General features: G+C 70.4%; 15 protein-coding genes. 3 read left to right on the top strand and 12 right to left on the bottom strand.

The window, feature by feature from the left end:
* Positions 1-2 precede the first annotated feature (2 nt).
* From JQX13_RS35430 to JQX13_RS35400, 7 genes are all read right to left on the bottom strand, one after another.
* Positions 3-836 carry a ParB/RepB/Spo0J family partition protein gene (locus tag JQX13_RS35430; RefSeq protein WP_203403868.1) on the bottom strand — a complete coding sequence of 278 codons (834 nt, stop codon included), beginning with the start codon at positions 834-836 and terminating at the stop codon, positions 3-5.
* A 79-nt stretch (positions 837-915) separates the two neighbouring features.
* A complete protein-coding gene (locus tag JQX13_RS35425) occupies positions 916-1,611 on the bottom strand; it encodes a bactofilin family protein (protein ID WP_203403867.1) in 696 nt (231 codons plus the stop codon).
* Positions 1,612-1,614: 3 nt separating this feature from the next.
* Complete coding sequence (locus JQX13_RS35420) at positions 1,615-1,941, bottom strand: bactofilin family protein (RefSeq protein WP_043389034.1); 327 nt, start codon at positions 1,939-1,941, stop codon at positions 1,615-1,617.
* Between the two features lie 48 nt (positions 1,942-1,989).
* Positions 1,990-2,334, bottom strand: coding sequence for a bactofilin BacN (gene bacN, locus JQX13_RS35415; RefSeq protein ID WP_108076791.1), 345 nt, complete (start codon positions 2,332-2,334; stop codon positions 1,990-1,992).
* 62 nt (positions 2,335-2,396) lie between these two features.
* The gene (locus JQX13_RS35410) at positions 2,397-3,233 is read right to left on the bottom strand and encodes an alpha/beta hydrolase (RefSeq protein WP_203412358.1); all 837 of its coding nucleotides are present in this window, start codon (positions 3,231-3,233) and stop codon (positions 2,397-2,399) included.
* 17 nt (positions 3,234-3,250) lie between these two features.
* Positions 3,251-5,125: a tetratricopeptide repeat protein gene (locus JQX13_RS35405; protein ID WP_343211033.1), complete on the bottom strand. Its 1,875-nt coding sequence runs from the start codon at positions 5,123-5,125 to the stop codon at positions 3,251-3,253.
* A gap of 20 nt (positions 5,126-5,145) precedes the next feature.
* Positions 5,146-7,578 carry an ATP-binding protein gene (locus tag JQX13_RS35400; protein ID WP_203412356.1) on the bottom strand — a complete coding sequence of 811 codons (2,433 nt, stop codon included), beginning with the start codon at positions 7,576-7,578 and terminating at the stop codon, positions 5,146-5,148.
* 431 nt (positions 7,579-8,009) lie between these two features.
* Here JQX13_RS35400 and JQX13_RS35395 point away from each other — a divergent pair, with 431 nt between their 5' ends.
* From JQX13_RS35395 to JQX13_RS35385, 3 genes are read left to right on the top strand one after another with little or no spacing between them, the layout of a single operon-like run.
* Positions 8,010-9,911, top strand: coding sequence for an OmpA family protein (locus JQX13_RS35395; RefSeq protein WP_203403866.1), 1,902 nt, complete (start codon positions 8,010-8,012; stop codon positions 9,909-9,911).
* 39 nt (positions 9,912-9,950) lie between these two features.
* Complete coding sequence (locus JQX13_RS35390; protein WP_203403865.1) at positions 9,951-11,513, top strand: hypothetical protein; 1,563 nt, start codon at positions 9,951-9,953, stop codon at positions 11,511-11,513.
* Positions 11,514-11,550: 37 nt separating this feature from the next.
* The gene (locus tag JQX13_RS35385) at positions 11,551-12,195 is read left to right on the top strand and encodes an HAD-IA family hydrolase (RefSeq protein ID WP_203403864.1); all 645 of its coding nucleotides are present in this window, start codon (positions 11,551-11,553) and stop codon (positions 12,193-12,195) included.
* A 12-nt stretch (positions 12,196-12,207) separates the two neighbouring features.
* On the opposite strand, the gene JQX13_RS35380 is transcribed toward JQX13_RS35385, so the two are convergent.
* The 5 genes from JQX13_RS35380 to xseB are packed head-to-tail and all read right to left on the bottom strand — an operon-like array spanning position 12,208 to position 16,373.
* Complete coding sequence (locus tag JQX13_RS35380) at positions 12,208-12,948, bottom strand: TlyA family RNA methyltransferase (RefSeq protein WP_203403863.1); 741 nt, start codon at positions 12,946-12,948, stop codon at positions 12,208-12,210.
* A complete protein-coding gene (locus JQX13_RS35375) occupies positions 12,945-14,702 on the bottom strand; it encodes a 1-deoxy-D-xylulose-5-phosphate synthase (protein ID WP_203403862.1) in 1,758 nt (585 codons plus the stop codon). The genes JQX13_RS35380 and JQX13_RS35375 overlap by 4 nt, the downstream gene beginning before the upstream one ends.
* Positions 14,699-15,589, bottom strand: a complete 891-nt coding sequence (locus JQX13_RS35370) for a polyprenyl synthetase family protein (protein WP_203403861.1) — start codon at positions 15,587-15,589, stop codon at positions 14,699-14,701. Before JQX13_RS35370 ends, JQX13_RS35375 begins: the two co-directional genes overlap by 4 nt.
* A 1-nt stretch (position 15,590) precedes the next feature.
* The gene (locus JQX13_RS35365; RefSeq protein ID WP_203403860.1) at positions 15,591-15,980 is read right to left on the bottom strand and encodes a response regulator; all 390 of its coding nucleotides are present in this window, start codon (positions 15,978-15,980) and stop codon (positions 15,591-15,593) included.
* A 30-nt stretch (positions 15,981-16,010) separates the two neighbouring features.
* Positions 16,011-16,373 (bottom strand): exodeoxyribonuclease VII small subunit, encoded by a 363-nt coding sequence (gene xseB, locus JQX13_RS35360; protein ID WP_430384224.1) that lies wholly within the window; start codon positions 16,371-16,373, stop codon positions 16,011-16,013.
* Positions 16,374-16,421: the final 48 nt, after the last annotated feature.

Raw genomic sequence — 16,421 nt, 5'->3', positions numbered from 1 at the left:
CTTCACAACCTCTCCAGCCAGGCCACGAGATCCGAGGAGTAGCGCAGCTGCGTGAGCAGCTCCTGCTTCCGCGTCTCATCGAGGTCGGCGAATACGTCCGCCAGCAGGGCGAGATCCTGGTTGATATCCACCAACCGCTGGGTGGCCTCCGCAGCCAGCTCATCCGCGTCGACCTCCTCGTCCACGGTCTCCGGCGCCAGCGAGTCATCGACGGCCAGCGCCTTCTCCAGCATGTCCCGGGCGATGGGCGTCAGCTTCCCCTCGGCCTCGAGCTGTGCCCGCCTGGCCTCCAGCTCCTCCCGGTCCACCGGCGCACCATGGATGGCCGAGGCCAGCGCCATCAGCAGCGCGTCCTCATCCGACAGGTCCGTGTGCAGGCGGGCCAGCACCCGGTCCCTCTTGAGGAACCGCAGCGCCGCCACCCGGCGGAAGCCAGAGATGATCTGGAAGCGATCCGGCGGCTTGAAGCGCACGTCCACCGGGAAGAGCTGGCCCAGCCGCGCCAGATCCGTGGCCAGCGCGGACAGGTCCCCCAGCGGGCGCATCTGGAAGGTGGGATCCTCGTCGATCCGCTCCAGCGGAATGTGGGCAGGCGCCACGTTCCCGCGGCGGCGCGGCGCGACCTCCTCCGCGCTCCCGGCCGGAGGCGCGGACTGCTCGCCCGCTGGCGGCTCACCCGTGGCCGCTTCGGCGGACCCGGACGCGGAAGCCTCCGCCGTCCCCTCCTGCTGCTCGGAGGAAGCGGCGGATGCTTCGGGAGCGGGCTCCCCGGGCGACTCCTCCGCCGGGGTGCTCGGCTTCGCGTCCACCTCGTCGATTCTGTTCTCGGCGTTCATGGCGTTCATCGGCACCCCTGGATCGGCCCGTCGTCCCGCGGACGGCGGAGTGGCGGCGCGATGGCGCCACCACAACGCTTTAACGGCCCTTCTTCTTCACGACGACCTTCTTCCTGGCACCCTCGGCCACCATCGGCGGAACCGGCGCGGAGGCCGGAGGCCGGGGAGGCTCGGGACGGGTGGGCTCGGCGGCCCTGGCGGCGGGCGGCGCGGGGGGCGCCGGACGGGCCGGCATGGTGGCGGCCGGAGGAGGCGCCGGACGAGCGGGCGCTGCCATCGGACGCGTCGCGGCTGGAGCAGCCGGCGGAGTGGGACGCGCGCTCGGAAGCGCCGGACGGGCCGGCACATTGGTGCCCGGACGCACCGCGGGACGCACGGTCGCCGGACGCGGCAGCGCCGGACGCTCGGCGGGCACGCGGCCCGGCTCCACCTCACCCATGTCCACGCGACCGCGGAAGCTCGCGCCGTCCACGATGATGACGCGCGGGGCGTGGATGTCGCCCACCATGCGGCCCTCGCGGGTGAGCTCCACGCTCTCGGTGGCGTTGATGTTGCCCACCACCACCCCGCTCACGATGGCGTTCTTCACCGCCACGTTCGCCTTCACCACGCCCGTGGGCTCCACGATGAGGGTGCGGCTCAGCGTGAGCTCCCCCTCCACCCGGCCGCGCACGGTCAGATCCTCGTCACCCGTCAGCTTGCCGCTGATGAGGATGGACTGACCCACCACGGTGTTGTTGACGGCCCCTGGGGCCAGTTCCTTCGCGGTGGCCAAGGATCAGCGCTCCTTCGGAATGTCCATGTCGACGTTGCCCTTGAAGGAGGCTCCATCGGCGATGAGGATGCGCGGGGCCTTGATGTCGCCCACCACGCGGCAGTCCGTCTTCAGCTCCACCTTGTCGGAGGCCGCGATGTTGCCCGTCACGCGGCCCGCGATCTCCACGTTCTGCGTCTCGATGTCCGCCTCGACGACGCCGCTGCCCTCGACGAAGAGACTCTCCTTGAGGGAGATCTTCCCCTTCACCGTCCCCTGGATGACCAGATCCTCGTCGCCAGAGATCTCACCGTCGATGACAATGCTCGAACCAATGACCGTATTCGCCATGAGTGTAGTCCACCCCTCCCGAAGGGTTGCGCTGGCCCCAAGGCCCGCTTAGATGTCGTCCGGCAGCTTCACGTCCATCTCGATGGAGCCGTTGAAGACGGCGCCATCCTCGATGACCACGCGCGGGGCCTTGATGTCCCCCGCCACCTTCGCCGAGGCGTTGATGGCCACCCGGCCCGAGGCGTCGATGTTGCCACTCGCCTCGCCGTTGATGGTCAGCTCCTCCGCGCGGATGTCCGCCTGGACCTTTCCAGTGCCCTCGATGGTCAGGTGGTTCTTCAGGGAGATCTGCCCCTCCACCCGCCCCTCGATGATGAGATCGCCGCCACCGGTCAGATTGCCCCGGATGACGATGCCCTTGCCGATGATGCCCGTCTGCTCGCCCTGTGCCATGCGGTGACCCTCGGAAGCGTCCTCGCCAACGAAGTGTGCTCTGTAAGGAATTGGAACCTACGTCAGAGATGCGCGGAGATCCAGTTGGAGATGTCCCGCTGGACCTCTTCCTTGCCGAGCTCGTTGAGCGGCTCGTGACGCATCCCCGGATATACCTTGTACAGCTTGTCCCTGGAGCCCACGGCCTCGAAGAAGGCACGGCCGGTCTCCACGCTCGCCACTCCGTCCTCCGCTCCGCTGAGCAGGAAGAGCGGCACCGTTACTTCCGAGGCCAGCGTCATCACCCGGGCCTGGGCCTGGGTGGACTCGATGAACCAACGCGGGGTCACGGTGTGATTGTAGAGGGGATCCTGACGCACCGCCCGCTGCACCGCCTCGTCCCGGCTCAAATCCCTGGGCGAGAGCTCGGTCTTGATGGGCAGCCATGGCAGCACCTTGCCCACCGCCCGGGCGGCCATCAGCTTCATCACGGGCGGAGTGATGGCGAGCTTGAAATAGGGTGCCGACAGCACCATGCCGCTCACGCCCTGCAGCCCGCCGCGCTTGAGCAGGTGCACCGCCATCAGCCCGCCATGGCTGTGCGCGAGCACGAAGACCTTGCGCCCGTTGGCCGCGCTGCGCACCCGCTCCCAGAAGCCCGCCAGGTCGTCCAGGTAGTCGGGCCAGGAGTCGCAGAAGCCCCGGCGTCCATCGGCGCGACCATGCCCGCGGTAGTCGAAACCGTGGACGGCGAACCCCTGGGCCGTGAGCGCGTCGAATGTCGTGCGGTAGCGGCCGATGTGGTCGCCGTATCCGTGCACCACCGCCACGTGGGCGCGGGGTTGCTCCGGATGCTCGGACATCCAGTACAGCCGGAGCCCGTCCTTCCCAGTGAAGAAGCCCTCGTCGAAGCGCGCCATGGTGTCCGGGGAAGACATTATCGGCCCGAAGCACCGGTGGATAGCAACTTCAGCTTCCGCTCGATGAGCGCCCGCTGATCGGCCGGGTCGGCGGCCTCCGGATTCAAGGCCAGGAGCTCGAGCGCGCGCCTCCAGGCCCCGGCGGCGTCACCCGGGCGCGATACGCGCTGGTAGGCATCGCCCAGGTGCTCCAGGATGACGGGCTCCTCCGGCTCCAACTCCGCCGCCCGCTCCAGCGCCTCCACCGCGCGTGGATAGTCGCCGCGCTGGTAGTGGATCCACCCCAACGAGTCGAGGAAGGAGCCGGTATCCGGACGCAGCTCCAACGCGCGCCGCACCAGCCGCTCCGCCTCGGCGAAGTCCCGGCCTCGCTGGGCCAGCAGGTAGCCGATGAAGTTCATGGCCGCGGCGTGGTCCGGATCCACCTCGAGCACGCTGCGCATCCAGGTCATGGCCCCCGGCTCGTCCCCCTGCCCCAGCAGCACGGAGGCGAGCACGTAGCGCAGGGACGGCTCACGGGGCTCCCGATCGATCGCGGCGCGCAACAGGGCAATCGCCTCGGTGGCGCGCCCCTGCCGCTGCAGCGTGGAGGCGAGCGCCTCGTGGAGCTCCGCTCCCGGCGCGAGCTCGAGGCCCTCCTTCAGCGAGGCCACGGCGTCCCCGGCCGAGCCACCGCGCTCCAGCGCCCGGGCGTACTGCACCCGCAGCTCCGCGTCGTCGGGACGCTCGGCCAGGGCGTCGCGCAACAGGGCGATCGCCTTCTCGTGTCTGCCCGCCCGCGAGAGACAGATGGCGTGACGGGTGCGCGCCTCGGAGAAGAGCTCGGAGGAGTCCGGCACCTCGGCGTAGGCGGCGGAGGCCGCGTCGAAGTGGCGCAGCCGCTCGTGCACCAGGCCCGCGTAGAAGGAGGTGCGCGGCGACGCCCCCCTTCCCTTCCGGGCGGTATCCAGCACCTCCACGGCGGAGGCGGTGTCCCGCGCGGCCAGGAAGGACAGCGCCACCCGGACGGTGAGCTCCGGGTCCCTGGTGATCGACAGCAGCCGGTCGAAGTACGCCCGCGCCCGCACCGGAGAGCCGAGCCGCAGGGCGAGCCGACCCGCGCTCATCAGCACCGTCTGGTTGTCCGGATCCCTCTCCAGGGCCCGGGCCAGGGCGTCCTCCGCCTGGGCGAGGCGCCCGGCCTTCTCGTGGAGCTGCGCGAGCGTCGTCAGCGACTCCACGTCCCCGGGGTCGCGCTCGACGGCCCGCGCCAGCATCTGCCCGGCCCGAGACGCATCACCCCGCTCGGCCAGGGCCAACCCGAGCCGCCGGTAGCCGGAGGCCTCACCGGGCAGCGCCGCCGCCAGCGACTCCACCACCTTCACGGCCTGCTCGTTCGCGCGCCCCTCCAGGTGGAGCTGCGCGAGGACGAGGTAGGCCTCCGGCTCGCGGGGCTTGAGCTGGATGGCGCGCCGCAGGTGCACCCGGGCACGCGCGGACTTGCCGCTCTCCATCAACACGCGCCCCAGCATCAACCGCCCGGCGTAGTACCGGGGGTGACGCGCCACCACACGCCGCAGCTCGCGCTCGGCGCGCGTCAGGTCCCCCAGCCGCGCGTACTCCTCTCCGAGCTGCGTGAGGAGGTGCGGGTTGTTGTCGTCGGTGGCCAGCGCCAGGCGCAGCTCGTCGGCCGCGTCCCGGTGTCTGCCCTGGAAGCCCAGGAGCTTCGCACGCAGGTAATGCGCGTAGCTGGCGGACGAGGCGATGCCTTCGTCGCTGGCCGCCGCGGAGATGGCCTCGCGCATGGCCGACCGGTCCACCGCGGGCCGGCGCGAGGCGGGCGCCGCGGCCGCACCCAGCCCCACGAGGGCCAGGAGGGACACGGCTCGGGTGAGGGTTCGAGGCAGGCGCACGCCCCGAGTCTAACCCGGCCCTACAGCTTCGGCACGGGGGCGGGTGCGCCCAGCCTCTCCAGGATGCGATCCGCCGGCTCGCTGTCGTGGCTCACGTCCGCCACCGCCGAGCGGTACTCCACCCCTGTGTGCTTCTCGACATCCGGCAACAGGCGGCTGATGACGTTGCGCCCCGCTTCAACATTGCACTCGGGCAGGACGACGGCGAGCACGCCCTCGCCCAGGTGGCCGAGGATGTCCTGGGTGCGCAGGCGTGCGCGCATCACCTCGGGAATGCCGCGCAGGAGCTCGTCGGGCACGGGGCGATCCGGGCGGAGGACGGCGAGGCTCACCGGACGGTTGTAGCGCCGCCCCCGGCTCACCTCGTGGTCCAACCGCAGCATGAGGCCGCGCCGGTCATAGAGCCCCGTCAGGGGATCGTTCCCGCTGCGCCGCATGAGCGAGGAGGTGCGCTCCAGCTCCGTCTCGGCCTTGCGCAGCTTGAGGGCGCGCTCGGTGCGGCCCAGCAGCTCCATGGCGTTGAAGGGCTTGCTCATGTAGTCCACCGCGCCGAGGTTGAGCGCGCGGACCTTGTCGGCCACGCCCTGGTGGGCGGACAGGAGGATGACGGGGATGCCGGCGGTGTCCGAGGAGGACTTGAGCGCCACCGCGGCGTCCAGGCCGTCCAGCTTGGGCAGGAAGACGTCCATCACCACCAGGTCCGGCTTGGACGTGCGTGCCCGCGCCAGGCCCTCGGCGCCATCGCGCGCCACGTCCACGCGGTAGCGCGAGCGCAGCACCTCCACCAGCACCGCGGCGATCTCCGGCTCGTCCTCCACCACCAGTACGCGCGGCTGCTCCGCCGTGTCCTTGTGCGGGAGGTTCTGCACGGCCCGGGAGACTTCCTGTGCCAGCGGCAGCGTGAAGATGAACGCGGCCCCCCCCTCGGCCGGGGCCTCGGCCCAGATCTCCCCGCCGTGCAGCTCCACGAACTCCTTGCAGATGGCGAGCCCCAGCCCCGTGCCACCACCGCCCTTGGCGCCGCTGCGGTAGCGGTCGAACACGAGCGGCAGCTCCTCGGGGGGAATGCCCTTGCCGTCGTCCTGCACCACGATGCGCGCCACGTCCCCGTCCGGCCGCGCCAGCCGCGAGGCCTTCACCACCACCTCGCCCGCGTCCTGCGCGTGGTGGATGGCGTTGGTGATGAGGTTCTGCAGCACCTCGTGCAGCTTCAGCTCGTCACCGATGAGCATCATGCTCTCGGGGGCCTCGGCCCTCAGCGCCACCCCGCGCTCGGCGGCGAGGATCTCCAGCTCGGTCGCGCTCTCCTTGCAGAGCACCGCCATGTCCAGCACGCGCGGCTCGATGGACAACCGCGCCACGTCGCCCTTGCCACGCTCCAGCAGCGACTCCACCAGGCCGAGGATCTTCCGGCCCTGGCGCATCATCGCCTCGGCGGACTGCTTCTGCTGGGGATCCAACCCGCCCTCCAGCAGCAGCCGGCCATGGCCCAGCAGCACCTGCAGCGGGGCACGCAGATCATGGCTGCACACGGCGATGATCTCATCCTTGAGCCGGTTGAGATCCTTGAGGCGGCGGTTGGCCTCGGTCAGCTCGCGGTAGCGCTCCACGTAGGCCAGCTCGAGCTCGTCCCGCTTGCGCTTGAGCGCGGTGTGCAGGCGGGCGTTGCGGATGCAGTTGGCGAGCGCCGCCGCCACCGCCTGGGCGAACTCCTGCTCGTCGCGGCCGAAGCCCTCGGAGCCTCGGGAAATCCGCAGGAAGAGCGCGCCGAGCAGCTCGTCCTGGCACACCAGCGGCTGCACGAGGATGGAGCGCACGCCGAGCGGGGCGATGGTGGGACGCACCTCTTCCATCAGCGGATCCCGCTGGGCCTCCTCCACCAGCACGGGCTGGCGCGTCTCCAGGGCCCTGCGCAGCTCGGGGTAGCGCGCCAGGTCCACGTCCAGCGACAGGCCCGGATCCTCCAGCGTGGCCACCACGCTCGCGGTGCGCGCGCTGGAGTCATCCACCAACACCACGGAGCAGCGGTCGGCGTTGACGACGGCGCCCACCTTCTCCACCGCGAGGCGGAGGATCTGCTCCAGCTCCAGCGAGCTGGTGGCGGCCTGGGTGATCTCCAGCAGCCGCTCCATGCGGTTGCGGGTGCGCTCCATGAGCCGCCGCTCGCGCAGCGCCGAGTCCAACCGGGAGGAGAGCTCCTCGAGGTTGCGCACCCAGTCGTCCACGGGCAGCTTGCGCAGCACCTCCGAGCGGGAGCGCGTGAGATCCGCCAGCACCCGGACCTCGCGCAGCCGCGCATCCTGGCGCACGGCACTGAGCGCCTCGGTGGCCCGCTTGCCGGTGGCCGACACGAGGATGGCGTCCGGCCGCAACGAGTCCACCAGTCCCGGCAGCTCCTGCACGTCCTCGGTGATGGCCCACTGGAAGCCGCTATCGGACAGGTGCGCGAGCATGGCCTCACTGGCCTCCCGCGCGCCGATCACCAGGACGCGACCACGTGACCCCACGAGTTCGGCTCTCACGAACACCCTCGGTATACCTGGCCATGCGTGGCCGAATGGAGAGACCGGAAATTTTGGAAGAAAGCGTCAACCATCATGCGCGGGTCCGAATCATGCCGCTGAAGCTGGCTGGGGGCCAGCGTGTCGGACTCGACGGGTCCGAGCAAGAATTGTGAGCCAGGGCCCCCCGCGTATACTCGGCCGCCGTGCGACTTCCGCGAGCTGCGCAGACCCCTTTTCCCCTGCGTTCCCTGCTGCTGACGGCCCTCGTGGGCGCTGGCGCGGCTCGGGCGGAGGGAACTCCTACTTCCACCTCCATCCCGGCCGCTCCACCCCCGGAAGAACGAGCGCCTGCCGCCTCGTCCGCCCCGGAACCCACCCCAATGGTTGGGTTTCGGACAAATGCCCGGCCCTATGAGGCCCACAGCCCCGCCACGCTGGGCAACGGCTGGAGGGACGCGAGCAACCTGCGCCACGCCTCCACCTCCACGGGCGGTGTGGGACTGTTGCGCGTGAGCGGCGCGGACCTCGGACGCACGGGCGTGCTGCGCTTCTCGGTGACGGGCGAGTTCTTCTCCTCCCCGGACTTCCCCGTCCTGGACGCGAACAACACTCGCACGGCCGGTACCTTCGCCATCGGCTACGTGCCGCTCGACTTCCTCGACGTGTCGCTGTCCTACACGGCCTCGACCAATACCAACTCCCGCTCCTCCCCCACCCTCATCCAGGCGCTCGGCGACGTGACGCTGGGGGCCCGCGCCACGAAGCAGTGGCTGCCCGGACTGTGGGCGGGGGGCGACGTGCGCGTGATGACCTTCTCCGGCGTGGGCGATGGCAAGATCGCCTTCGGCTTCTCGCCCCGCGCGGTGGCCACCTACGACGCGCGCACGTTGGATCCGCGACTACCCCTGCGCGTCCACACCAACCTGGGCCTGATGTTCGATGGCACGGGCTCGCTGGTGGAGGCCGGGCGGCTCAACGCCTCCGAGGAGTACGCGCTGGGCATCAACCGCTACTCCCGCTTCACCGTGGGGCTCGGGCTGGAGGCGCCGCTGCCCATCGCCACGCCGTTCATCGAGTACGGCCTGGCCTCGCCGCTGGGCGTGCCGGACGGCCAGCTTGCCTCGCCGGATGGGACGGCCGTGTCCGTGGGCAGTGTGGCGCCACGAACGCTCGGGCTGGGCGTCCGGGTGACGGCCCTGCAGAACCTCACCTTCACCGCGGCGGCCGAGCTCGGCCTCACGCGCCAGGTGGGCTACGGGGTGCAGCCCGTGCCTCCCTTCAACCTGGTGCTCGGCGCCTCCTTCAACGTGGACCCCTCGCTCCAGGCCACCGGTGGCACGCGCGTGGTCGAGCGGGTGGTCCACGAGCCGGCGGTGACGCGGACCGCCGTCGCCGCGCCCCAGACGTCCCAGGTGTCCGGCGTGGTGCTGGACGCGAAGACGCGCCAGCCGATCCCCGGCGTCTTCGTGGCCCTGGTGGACTCGACGCTGCCCCCGGTCGCCTCGGCTCCGGGTGACGGCCGCTTCCTCACGTACGCGCTGCCGAGCGGCACGGTGAAGCTCTCCGTGCGCAAGGAGGGCTACCTCCCGATGGAGAAGGAGGTCGTGCTGAAGGCGGGAGAGACGACCAGCGTGGAGCTGGAGCTCGTGGCGGAGGTGAAGCCCGCGACGCTCGCCCTCGCCGTCACCTCGAAGCGCAAGCCCGTGTCGGCCACGCTGGCCTTCCTGGGCGGCCCCGAGTCGCGGCAGGTGGCCTTCTCCGCGGCCAACGCGGCGTCCCACTCGCTGCAACTGCCGGCCGGCCACTACGTGGTGGAGGTCACCGCCCCCGGATTCCTGGCCCAGACGCGCCCCGTGCAGCTCACCGACGGCACCTCGCTGGAGCTCGCGTTCGACCTCGAGCCCGAGCCGAAGCAGTGGCAGGTGAAGCGGGAGAACGACAAGCTGGAGCTGCTCCAGTCCCTGCGCTTCGCGGATGGCAAGGCCGTGCTGCTCCCGGACAGCTACCCGATGCTCTCGCAGGTGGTGGACCTCGTGGTGCGCACCGGCATCAAGCGCCTGCGCATCGAGGGGCACACCGACAACCAGGGTGACAAGACGGCCAACCTGAACCTGTCGAAGGACCGGGCGCGCGCGGTGGCCGATGCCCTCATCCAGCTCGGCCTGGAGCCGGCGCGCATCGAGTCCGAGGGCTTCGGCGACAGCCGCCCCGTCGCTCCCAACCTCACGCCCAGGGGCCGCGAGCTGAACCGGCGCGTGGAGTTCGTCATCCTGGAGCGTTGATGCCTGGCGGATGGCGCCCGGGCTAGACTGGGCGCCACCATGGCCACCTTCCCCCCGACCCGGGCCTTCGTGCGCCCGGCGCTGCTGCTGTCGTTCTTCTCGCTCGCCTGCAACGATCCCCCGCCGCCCACCACGCCGGATCCACCCCAGGTCAGCATCCAGGTGCTCGAGCCGAACACCGTGGGCAAGAGCGTCAAGCTCTCCCTCTCCGTGTCCGGCTGCGACCAGGTGCAGAGCCTGGAGCTGCTCGACAACAACGTGGTGGTGAAGCGGGTGACCTACGGCGGCAACCCCACCCAGGTGGAGCTGGGGTTCAACGAGATCCGCTTCACGCGAGGCATCTCCGCGAGCCTGTCCCTCACCGCGCGCGCCACCTGCGCGGATGGGCGCACCAACGTCTCCCAGGCCCAGTCGGCCACGTTCTTCCCGGTGGAAGAGGTGGTGGAGCCCGTGGACGCCAAGTCGCAGGTGGTGACGGACTACTTCGTCGTCGATGGCAGCGGTGCCAACGCGGCGTTCATCGGGTGCGGGATGCAGGGCAACCTCCCGTTCCTCTACAGGGTGAAGAAGAGCGATCCGACGCACCCTGAGTTCTTCGAGATGCCCATCCCCTGCGACGCGACCACGACCATCACCGACCGCATCCCCGCGGGCACCGGATGGCGCTGGGTGTGGACACGCGGCATGGGAGCCTTCGCGATCAACACGAACTTCGAGAAGACCGCCCTGTTCGAGGGGCTGGTGGACATCGTTTCGGTGGACCCGGATGGCAACGCCTTCATCAGCGACGGAGGGAGCCTCCGGCTCACGACCCCCGCGGGAGTTACGAAGTGGGAAGCAAGGAGCTTCCTGCACGAGGGCCAGCTCATCGGCGATCCGCTCCTACGATCCGACAAGACCACCGTTGTGGTGCCGCTGCTGGGAACCGTCGAGACGGGAACCATCCACGTCAAGGTGGGCGTGCTGAACTACTCCGACGGGGAGTTGAAGGAGTGGTATGACATCGAGACGATCCCCATCGACCAGCCGCCGCCGGTGGCGTTCAACCCCGCCGGCACCGTGCTGTACCTGGCCACCCAGGGAGAGACAGCCGCGAACGTCCGGGCCTGCAAGATCGGCACGGCGAGCCAGTGCAAGCCGGGCTCGGAGACCCGGCTGTGGATCACCGAGGATCTCCCGGGATACGTGACCGCGCTGGTGCCGTACGACAACGGCTCGCGGCTGGCGGCACTCACCACGAACCGGTTCTGGTTCCTGGATGTGAAGGACGGCTCGAGCACCGCGGGCAAGCTCGTGAACAAGGACCGTCAGCCGCTCACCCCGAATGGAGCGCTGGTCACGCGCTTCGCGCAGCCGGGCGCGGGCGCCTACAGCAGCACCTTCTACATGTTCAACAGCGCGGCCCCCACGACGAGCAATCCGCTCCCCTATCCGGTGGAGCTCCTCGCCACGGACGCGGCGGAGAAGGGCGAGCTGTACCGCTACCAGGTCCCGGGTGGCAGCCTCTACGGTGCGCTGGACGACGCGGGCGAGCTCTGGCTGCGCGTGGGCCCCAGGCTGGTGAAGCCGTTCGCTCCGGCCTGGTACCGGGAACGGCTCTGAGCAGTGGAAGAACCCGGGCGCGATGGGAGACAGGCTCGTGATCACGCATGTCGTATTTGATTTCGACGGGACGCTGGCGGACTCGAGGGAAGCGGCGATCAAGCTCTACAACGAGCTCGCCGAGAAGAACGGGTACGGCCTGCTGACCGCCGACAACCTCGCGAAGATGCGGGAGCTGTCCATCTTCGAGCGGTGCAAGGAGCTCGGGGTCGCGCCATACAAACTGCCCTGGTTAGTGGTTCAGCTCACCCGGAACTTCCGGCAGGCGATACAGTCGATCGAGTTCAACGAGGGCATCCCCGAGTTGCTCCAGGAGCTGAGGGCCCGGGGTCTCAAGTTGATGATCCTGTCGTCCAACGACGAGGGAAACATCCGGGCCTTCCTCCGGCGGCACTCGGCCGAGGACTGGGTGGATGAGATCTCTTGCAGCAGCAGCATCTTCGGCAAAGCCAGGCTGCTGCGCGCGCTGATGAAGCGAGCCGGGCTGACCCCCGACCAGCTCGTCTACGTGGGCGACGAGCACCGGGACGTGCAGGCGTGCAAGGACGTCGGCGTGCGGGTCATCGCCGTCCGTTGGGGCGTCGACGCCGACGTCCGACTGCGGGAGGCCGGGCCGAACCACATCGCCGATCGTCCGGCGGAGATCGCCGAGTGCGTGAGCCGCTGGTCGACGGCGGCCTGAGCACCCACCGCGTCACGGCTTGTCCGCGACGAGCAGGGCCTCGACGTTGCCCGCGGGCCCGGGCACCGTCGAGTCCATCACTCCGCGCACCGTGAGGCCCTGCTCGCGGACGAAGGCGGAGACGGAGTCGATGGCTCCCTGGCGCGCGGCGGGGTCCTTCACCACGCCGCCCTTCCCCACCTTGTCGGGCCCCACCTCGAACTGGGGCTTCACCAGCGCCACCAGCAGGCCCCCGGGCTTCAGGAAGGGAAACACCGCCGGCAACACCTGCGTCAGCGAGATGAAGCTCACGTCGATGACCACCACGTCCACGGGCTCGGGGAGCTCCTCGGCGGAGAGGTAGCGGGCATTGACGCGCTCTCGCGAGCGGACGCGAGCATCCGTGCGCAGCTTCTCGTGGAGCTGGCCGTAGCCCACGTCGATGGCGTGGACGCGGATGGCGCCCTCCTGCAGCAGGCAGTCGGTGAAGCCACCGGTGCTCGCGCCGATGTCGGCGGCCACCCTGCCCCGCACATCCAGGCCGAAACGCTCGATGGCGGCCTTCAGCTTCAGCCCACCCCGGGACACGTAGGGCAGCACCTCGCCCTTGAGACGCAGCTCGGCCTCCACCGGCACCAGCGCGCCGGGCTTGTCCACCCGCTGGTCATCCACCACCACCTGGCCGGCGAGGATGAGCGCCTGGGCCTTCGTGCGCGACTCGGCCAGCCCCCGCTCCACCACCAGCACGTCGATGCGCTCCTTGCGCGGCTTCACCGTGCACCTCCCTCGGAGAGCAGGGCCTGCGCGGCGCGTCGCAGGCCCGCGGCATCCAGCCCCAGCTCGGCCCGCTGCACGCGCGCATCCCCATGGGGCACGAAAGCATCCGGCATGCCCAGCAACGTCACCCGCGCGCTCACGCCCCTCGCGGCGAGCAACTCCAACACCGCGCCGCCCAACCCGCCGTGCGTCGTCCCCTCCTCCGCCACCACCACGCGCCCGCACGCGGCGGCCTTCAGCACCGAGGCCTCGTCGAGCGGAGAGACGAAGCGCGCGTCCAGCACGCTCCAGCCCGGCTCCCCACCCGCGGCCTCCAGCGCGGACATGCCCAGAGGCCCGAGGGTGATGAAGGACACTCGCGCCTCCGTCGCCCGCTTCAACCAGCGCGCCCCACGCACCGGACCCGCTCCCGGGTTCTGCTCCGCGGGCAGCACCGGCAGGGTGCCGCGCGGAAACCGCATGAGCGAGGGCCCGGGCAACGAGAGCGCGGTGGCGAGCATCGCCGTCACATCCTCGCCCGTCACCGGCGCCATCAACGTGAGGCCCGGAATGGGCCTGAGCGAGGCCACGTCGTAGGTGCCCTGGTGCGTGGCGCCATCCGCACCCACCAACCCGGCGCGATCCACGGCGAACAACACGGGCACGCCCGGCAGGCACACGTCGTGGATGACCTGGTCGTACGCGCGCTGCAGGAAGGTCGAATAGATGGCGCACACGGGCCGCAGCCCGGTGGCCGCGAGCCCCGCGCAGAAGGTGACGGCGTGCTGCTCGGCGATGCCCACGTCGAAGACACGCTCGGGGTAGCGCTGCTTGAGGCCCACCAGCGCCGAGCCCTCCAACATGGCCGGCGTCACCGCCACCACGCGCGCATCGCGGGCCATGACGTCCTCCAGCGCGGAGGCGAAGGCCTCGCTGAAGGTTCGCTGGCCGCCGCGCGAGCGCACCAGCTTCCCATCTCGCCACTCATAGGGCCCCATGGCGTGGCCACGCGTCTGCGCGTCCGCCTCGGCCGGAGGAAAACCCCGCCCCTTCTGCGTCAACGCGTGCACCACCACCGGGCGCGTGGAGGCTCGGGCCTCGCGCAGCGCGTGCGTGAGCGCCCCCAGGTCATGCCCGTCCACCGGCCCCAGGTACGTGAAGCCCAGCCCCTCGAAGAAGGCCCGCGCCTCGCGCGTGCGCAGCAGCGCGGGGATGGCGCCCACGTTGGCGGAGATGGACATCTGGTTGTCGTTGAGCACCACCACCAGCGGCAGGTGCGTGCCCCCGGTGTTGTTGAGGCCCTCGAAGGTGAGCCCACCGGTGAGCGCCCCGTCCCCCACCACCGCCACCACGTGCCCGGGCCGCCCCTGCAGGCGCCGCCCCTCGAGCATGCCCAGCGCCGCGGAGACGGCGGTGCTCGCGTGGCCCGCGGCCAGCGCGTCATGGGAGCTCTCGCGGGGATCCAGGAAGGGAGAGATCCCCCCGGCCTGGCGCAGGGTGCCCATGCGCTCGCGCCGGCCCGTCAGCAGCTTGTGCGCATAGGCCTGATGGCCCACGTCGAAGATGAGCGCGTCCTGGGGCGAGTGGAAGACGCGATGCAGGGCGACGATCAGCTCCACCGCGCCGAGCGAGGCCCCCAGGTGGCCACCCACGCGGCCACACAGGGAGATGATGTCCTCACGCAGCTCCTCGCACAGGCCAGGCAGCTCGGATTCGGGGAGCGATCGCACGTCCCCTGGGGATTGGATGCGCGGCAGGAGCCGCTCCCTCACGAGCTTCGCTCCACCGAGTAGCGCGCGAGCGCCGCCAACGGGCCCTCCTGGGGCTCCAGCGTCTTCACGGCGGAGATGGCCTCGGCCACCTTGCTCGCCGCGAGCTTCTTGGACTCCTCCAGCCCCAGCACCGCCGGGAAGGTGAAACGCCCGGCGGCGGCATCCGCCCCCACCGGCTTGCCCATGGAGGACGCATCCCCGGTGACGTCCAGGATGTCATCGGCGATCTGGAAGGCGAGCCCCACCGCATCCCCGTAGGTGTCCGCGCGAGCCAGCGCGTCCGCGTCCCCACCGGCGGCGAGCACGCCCATGCGGCACGCCGCGCGGATGAGGGCACCCGTCTTCAGACGGTGCATGCGGGTGAGGTAGTCGATGTGAGCCGGGCGATCCTCGGCGATGTCCAGCACCTGGCCACCCACCATGCCCGCCGAGCCCGCGCCCACGGCCAGTTCCCGGCAGAGCAGGCCGCGCACCGGCTCGGGGCCCCCCGCCACCAGGGCGAAGGCGTCCGTGAGCAGCGAGTCTCCCGCGAGAATCGCCATGGCCTCGCCGTAGACCTTGTGGTTGGTGGGCCGCCCGCGGCGCATGTCGTCGTCGTCCATGGACGGCAGGTCGTCGTGCACCAGCGAGTAGGTGTGGATGTACTCGAGCGCGCACGCGCAGTCCTCGACCATGCGCGTGACGGCGCTCTGCTTCAGCACCGCCTCCGCGAAGGCCAGGCACAGCACCGGCCGCAGCCGCTTGCCACCCGCCAGCAGCGAGTAGCGCATGGCCTCGAGCAGGCGCGGAGGCACCTGGGTGCCCATCTCCGCCGAGCGCGAGTCCAGCAGCTTCTCCACCCGCTGCTGCTGGGCGTTCAAGTACGAGTCCAAAGCGAAAGACGACATGTCAGGGCACCTCGGGAGCGGGCGACTGAATGAGCTCGCGCAGCCGCGCGATGAGCGCGTTGAGATCCAGGGGTTTCACGAAATAGTCCGCGGCACCGGCCTCGCGCCCGCGCCGCTTGTCCTCCGGCTCCCCGCGCCCACTGATGAAGACGACGGGGATGTCCCGGAACTGCTCGTTCTTCTTCACTGCCTTGCACAGCTCGAAACCGTCGATCCAGGACATGTTCACGTCCATGAGGATGACGTCGGGCCGCTTGAGCTGCAGGGAGGCGATCAGCCGCAGCCCGTTGGCCGCGGCGTTGACCTCGAAGCCCTCCGACTCCAGGGCGAACGAGAGCAACTCCCGCGTATCGCGGTCGTCGTCGACGATGGTGACCTTGGGCTTCGGCATGTGGGTACCGATAGGTCTACTCGCGCGCGCCTAGAACGGCACGTCGTCCTCGGGGGGCGGAGCGGACCGGGAAGCGCCCGAGCTCCCCCGCGACGGGGCGGGAGCGGGCGCGGAGGGCACCGCGGGGGCCTTCACCCCCGTCTGCAGCGGCACCACCGCGTCCCGGCCGTCCTCGTTCAACAGCTCCTCGATGCGCTTCTCCGCCGCGTTGAGGAGCTGCTCGCCGCGACGAACCAGCTTGATGCCCTCCTCGAACGACTTGAGCGAGTCCTCGAGTGACAGGGTGCCGCCCTCCAGCCGCGCCACCACGTCCTCGAGACGCTGCACCACGTCCCCATACTGCTCGGGGACTTCCTCCGCCGCCTTGCCCTTGCTGTCCTTCGCCACTTCCAGTCCACCTCGACGCAAAAAAGCCGGGGGACTCTAGAGGAGGCACGTACC

Origin of the sequence: Archangium violaceum, from assembly GCF_016859125.1 — a bacterium.
In the GTDB taxonomy this organism is placed as follows: Bacteria; Myxococcota; Myxococcia; order Myxococcales; family Myxococcaceae; genus Archangium; species Archangium violaceum_A.
Note: the sequence above shows the minus strand (reverse complement) of the source record. Positions and strands in the feature narration are given on the sequence as shown.

Coding starts and splice junctions, on each gene's coding strand:
- JQX13_RS35395 (WP_203403866.1), top strand. CDS start 8,010: ATGGTTGGGTTTCGGACAAATGCCCGGCCCTATGAGGCCCACAGCCCC.
- JQX13_RS35430 (WP_203403868.1), bottom strand. CDS start 836: ATGAACGCCGAGAACAGAATCGACGAGGTGGACGCGAAGCCGAGCACC.
- JQX13_RS35365 (WP_203403860.1), bottom strand. CDS start 15,980: ATGCCGAAGCCCAAGGTCACCATCGTCGACGACGACCGCGATACGCGG.
- JQX13_RS35390 (WP_203403865.1), top strand. CDS start 9,951: ATGGCCACCTTCCCCCCGACCCGGGCCTTCGTGCGCCCGGCGCTGCTG.
- JQX13_RS35400 (WP_203412356.1), bottom strand. CDS start 7,578: ATGCTCGCGCACCTGTCCGATAGCGGCTTCCAGTGGGCCATCACCGAG.
- JQX13_RS35410 (WP_203412358.1), bottom strand. CDS start 3,233: ATGGCGCGCTTCGACGAGGGCTTCTTCACTGGGAAGGACGGGCTCCGG.
- JQX13_RS35370 (WP_203403861.1), bottom strand. CDS start 15,589: ATGTCGTCTTTCGCTTTGGACTCGTACTTGAACGCCCAGCAGCAGCGG.
- bacN (WP_108076791.1), bottom strand. CDS start 2,334: ATGGCACAGGGCGAGCAGACGGGCATCATCGGCAAGGGCATCGTCATC.
- JQX13_RS35420 (WP_043389034.1), bottom strand. CDS start 1,941: ATGGCGAATACGGTCATTGGTTCGAGCATTGTCATCGACGGTGAGATC.